Source organism: Chryseobacterium sp. HMWF035, from assembly GCF_003094695.1.
GTDB lineage: Bacteria > Bacteroidota > Bacteroidia > Flavobacteriales > Weeksellaceae > Chryseobacterium > Chryseobacterium gambrini.
In genome coordinates this window covers 1-4124 of sequence record NZ_QEHP01000003.1, presented here as the reverse complement: position 1 = coordinate 4124, position 4124 = coordinate 1, and the positions used below count along the sequence as shown (strand labels likewise).

Here is a 4124-nt window from a genome sequence, read left to right as displayed (position 1 = left end):
TTCTTGTAGGCAGACTTTTGTTCCTGGTTCAAAAGTTTAAGTTCTTTGCCCAGGGAACATTGAACCATATAGCTGCTCATACTCATGCCTGTTTCTTCGGCTCTTGATTCGATGAGCATTCGCTCCATCGGAGTCATCCGGACGGAAACAGCTTGGCTTTTTTTTTCTTTAAAATTTTCCATTCTTTTGCTATATTTACTTTTTCAAAAAGAGTTTTTACAGCTAAAAGCTGAAATAGTCTTTTTCATAGGAAAAATAATTTAAAATTAAATTCAGCCTTCTCCGGAAGGCTTTTAAATTGTTCAGGACAGAGTGCCCCGAATAATTTTTTTTCATCATTTGTGTTTTTTAATTGAGACAGTTCCGGTAGGGACTGTCTTTTTTTTAGTAAAAATCCTAAAAATAAAACGCTCTGTTTTTCTCTTTCGACCATCGGGAGAAAGCAAGAGGCGATGTAGGCATGAGGCGGTAAAAATCGGAGCGAAGCGCAGGTTTTTGACGGCGAAATGCGCTACAATCGCACTTCTTGACATTTTATACTGCACAAATATAATTGTTTTTTGGATTTCTCTGAAATATCACTATCTTTACATCACAAAAAACAAAACTGGGAATCTGATCGCTACATCCTTAATCGATATCAGGTTCCCTTTTTAACATAATAAATTCCCTACATAGTGATTGAAATATTTTTTTATATTTGACGTTTATTATAAAAATTAATTTAATTATGAAAAAAATCATCTTGGGAATTATTCTCTTTTCCTCAATTTATTCATGTAGTAATTCTTCAGATTTAGGAGTAAATGAGGTAAAAACAGACAGTAATATTAAGTCGAAAAATATTTCTGTCAATTCAAGAACTTCTAAATTAGAAGAATTTAAAAATGACGCAATTATGCCATTATTAAAAGATAACTATTATCTTTTTTTAAGATCAGTTAAGGATAATAACCCTACTTCATTATATGAAGCTACTTTACAAGGCGAAAAATATCTCGACGAGTTATATGTAAAATATGGGAAAGAAGAAACCTTAGCATATTTTGAGGAACTATCCCAACTAGATAGTAATGCACCTACAGATAGCGAAGTTTCAAAATACTTTTTTGGTACTCAAGACGGAAGTTCTTGTACAAGAAATTTAAATGGAACTACTTATTGGGGAAATTGTTCTGTGTGGGAAGGTATGGCTGCTTATGTTGGTATTTTAGTAAACTGTGGACATATAAGTCCAAGTGATCCACAAAGTGTAATCAATGATTATTACAATTGCAATCAAGCACAAATTTGTAAACATTGTTAATAATTAATAATAATAATATGAAAAAAAGCCAAATCATTATTGCGTTAGCGTTAGTATTAGTAGTTGCTTTATCCTTATTTTTATATCCAAGGATGCAATCTATTTCAGATGCAAAGAAATACTCTCCTCAAGAGTATATGAATAAAAAATAAATAAAAAGGCTGTCTAATGACAGCCTTTTTTATTTGTAAAACGTATTTTACTATAAATTATTTATTTATAATTCTTTCAATTTTTTCACGAGTTCTGCGGTCATAGATCATAGCGTGGGTCCATTCTATTTTCCTTGAATTTACCCAAGCAATCATTTTATTTGTATCGTGTACATACTCCATAAATAGACGCTTTTGTTCACCATTATAGAACGTCATACTAAAATCATTTTTTTTTCCTTTCATAATTTCGAGAGATAAAAAAACAATTAAAATGCACTGATAGGATCGATATCTGGAAGCTTATACGGTTCCTCTGGATTATCGAAATTTAAAGAGCTTTGATTTTGAGGTATGCTGTCCTTTTTTTTCTTTACATAGGTCTTTGCAAAAGTTATTCTATCACCATTAAAGAATACCATTGGATTTATAAAGTACATTATATCGTTTTTACCTCTTGCAATTATTTCGTTTTCAATCAAATTTGCTAACCCTATGTAAATAGATTTTTCGGACTTATAACCAGTGTAATTCAAACACTCTTCTCTATCAAAATAAAAGTAATCTTTGTCTTTAAAAAGATTATTCATTATGTATCCAAATACCTTTATTCCCTGGCTTTTTAAATCAAAAAATGCAGAGAATTGATCTAAATATATTTTTGCAAATCTTTCCTCATCAACTTCTATTTGCTTTACAAATTGAGTGTGCCCTACTATATTATTTTCATTATCAACAGCTCTCAATATTGCCTTTTGAGAAGTAGTTCCAGCTGTTCTATATTTTTTTACAATATGATTGTTTACTTGTTCTACTGCCTGTTTAAGAAAGGGGTTTTCTTTATTTTTTTCAAAGCTAAGTAGGGTATTTTTGCTTTTATTTTTATTTTCCATTGTAAATTCGTCTTGGTAAAATTACAATACAAAAGTAATCAAATTACATTAATATTGTAAAAATAATAACAAAAAATTACAATGACATTGTATGCCTATTACAATATCATTGTACACCTATTACAATCACTTTATCCTATTCATAATACTTTAACTAATATTCCTTCTTAGTTCTTCTAATGAGAGTCTTTAGACCTCTCATTAGCTTATTTATTTCTAGTTCTGAATTGGATAAATTTGTCTTTCGTTTTAGGGTTTTTTTCGAAAAACTGATACATCTCTTTTAGCAGCATTTCCTGCTCTTTGGGAATGATGGAATTTTCTTTGAGCAGATCTGCTCTGTATTGCTCCAGTATTTCGGCTCTGGTGGTAAAAGCTTTCCCGTAGGCTAAATAAAGCGCAAAAAAACTTATCAGAATCATAGCCACAGACGAGAGCCATACGTAAAGGCTCAAATTTGGCACTTTTAAGCGCGAATTAAGCCGTTTTATATTTTCTTCGGTCTTTGATTCGTAAAAAGAATTTAAAGCGCTTAAATCGGGTTTAATAGAAACATTCTTCAGACTTTCCATTTTTTCGTCAAGTTCCTGAAGATATTTTTTTTCGTTCTGCAATTTGGAAACAGTTTTCTCCAGCTCGCCCGCAATCTTCTGTTCCTTCAGGATAGAATTGTTTATTTTCTCAGCACTCTGCGCAATGATCTGCGCGAGCTGTCGGTTGTTGTAATCTCCCATTTTAATACTTTTTTATCTTGAAAATCCTTTGTTAATGCTTTGTTTTATCTCTTTTTGTATTTCCTGTTGCACCTCGAGATAAGGAGTGGAAAGGTTCGGGATCTTCACGCGGTTCTGCAGGAGATCTTTTACTCCTGCATTCTTTCCGATATCGGAAGCTTTAAAAGTCATTCCGCTTTGCTCGTGGTGAAATTTGAAACCCTGCATTTCCCCCTGTTTATTGATTGTGGGAATTACGTCTACTCCCCTGCTTTTCATGAGTTCGGAATACTGCGAAAAATCCTGAGCTTTCAATTTCGAAAGATCGTGCGCCTGTTTGATCTCCTGCTTTACTGGAGATATCGTCACATCATTAATTTTTTTCCAGTCTTTCGCCGTTAAAAGTCCTTTTTCTTTGGCAATTTTCTCGGAGATATCCTGAGATTTTTTACTTATAAAACTGTCCGAAACCGCTTTCCCATGCTCATCGATACGGTTGGCGATAACATGAATATGAGTGTGTCCGGTGCTTCTGTGAACAGTCGCCAAATATTGGTTTTGGTCTAAACCTAAACCTTTCAAGTGGGTTCTGGTGATCTCGCGAAGCTCTGCCCTTGAAAACTCTCTTTCCGAACTTGGCGAAATAACGATGGAAATAGTGTTTTTTTGGCACTTCTCGTTCGCTTCCTGCATAAGTCTCAGCTCGTCTAAAATTTCCTTAGGATCGTTAGAAATGATCCCGTTTCGGTCGAGTTCCATAGCATCCCCTAAAGATTTATCGGATTGAATGTAGCGTATTGCTTTTACGCTTCCTCGAATCGATTTCGCTTTACTGACCATTTCTTAAAATTTCCAATTGTTTTTTTATCTCTCGGATTACTTCAGTTACTTCAGAAGAGATATCCGCCCTGTTCCGGATTAATGTTCCTATCCTTGCAAAATGGCTGTGATAAGTGGCTAAATTCTTGTAGGCAGACTTTTGTTCCTGGTTCAAAAGTTTAAGTTCTTTGCCCAGGGAACATTGAACCATATAGCTGCTCATACTCATGCCTGTTTCTTC

7 protein-coding genes are annotated in these 4124 nt (G+C 33.6%); 1 reads left to right on the top strand and 6 read right to left on the bottom strand.

Annotation, left to right across the window (positions count from 1 at the left end):
- Positions 1–182 (bottom strand): plasmid mobilization protein (locus tag DD829_RS23330; protein ID WP_228408091.1); only part of this gene is annotated, 182 nt, incomplete at its 3' end.
- Between the two features lie 548 nt (positions 183–730).
- Here DD829_RS23330 and DD829_RS00420 point away from each other — a divergent pair.
- On the top strand, positions 731–1306 hold the full coding sequence (locus DD829_RS00420; protein ID WP_108411570.1) for a hypothetical protein: 576 nt from the start codon (positions 731–733) through the stop codon (positions 1304–1306).
- Between the two features lie 209 nt (positions 1307–1515).
- Here the strand turns inward: DD829_RS00420 and DD829_RS23970 are convergent, their stop codons facing one another.
- From DD829_RS23970 to DD829_RS24025, 5 genes are all read right to left on the bottom strand, one after another.
- The gene (locus DD829_RS23970) at positions 1516–1704 is read right to left on the bottom strand and encodes a hypothetical protein (protein ID WP_108411571.1); all 189 of its coding nucleotides are present in this window, start codon (positions 1702–1704) and stop codon (positions 1516–1518) included.
- A 23-nt stretch (positions 1705–1727) separates the two neighbouring features.
- Positions 1728–2351, bottom strand: a complete 624-nt coding sequence (locus tag DD829_RS00410) for a replication/maintenance protein RepL (protein ID WP_108411572.1) — start codon at positions 2349–2351, stop codon at positions 1728–1730.
- A gap of 206 nt (positions 2352–2557) precedes the next feature.
- Positions 2558–3085 (bottom strand): hypothetical protein, encoded by a 528-nt coding sequence (locus tag DD829_RS00405; RefSeq protein ID WP_116547427.1) that lies wholly within the window; start codon positions 3083–3085, stop codon positions 2558–2560.
- Between the two features lie 12 nt (positions 3086–3097).
- A complete protein-coding gene (locus DD829_RS00400) occupies positions 3098–3904 on the bottom strand; it encodes a relaxase/mobilization nuclease domain-containing protein (protein ID WP_108411567.1) in 807 nt (268 codons plus the stop codon).
- Positions 3894–4124 (bottom strand): hypothetical protein (locus DD829_RS24025; RefSeq protein WP_228408090.1); only part of this gene is annotated, 231 nt, incomplete at its 5' end. The genes DD829_RS00400 and DD829_RS24025, both read right to left, overlap by 11 nt.

Coding starts and splice junctions, on each gene's coding strand:
- DD829_RS00420 (WP_108411570.1), top strand. CDS start 731: ATGAAAAAAATCATCTTGGGAATTATTCTCTTTTCCTCAATTTATTCA.
- DD829_RS23970 (WP_108411571.1), bottom strand. CDS start 1,704: ATGAAAGGAAAAAAAAATGATTTTAGTATGACGTTCTATAATGGTGAA.
- DD829_RS00410 (WP_108411572.1), bottom strand. CDS start 2,351: ATGGAAAATAAAAATAAAAGCAAAAATACCCTACTTAGCTTTGAAAAA.
- DD829_RS00405 (WP_116547427.1), bottom strand. CDS start 3,085: ATGGGAGATTACAACAACCGACAGCTCGCGCAGATCATTGCGCAGAGT.
- DD829_RS00400 (WP_108411567.1), bottom strand. CDS start 3,904: ATGGTCAGTAAAGCGAAATCGATTCGAGGAAGCGTAAAAGCAATACGC.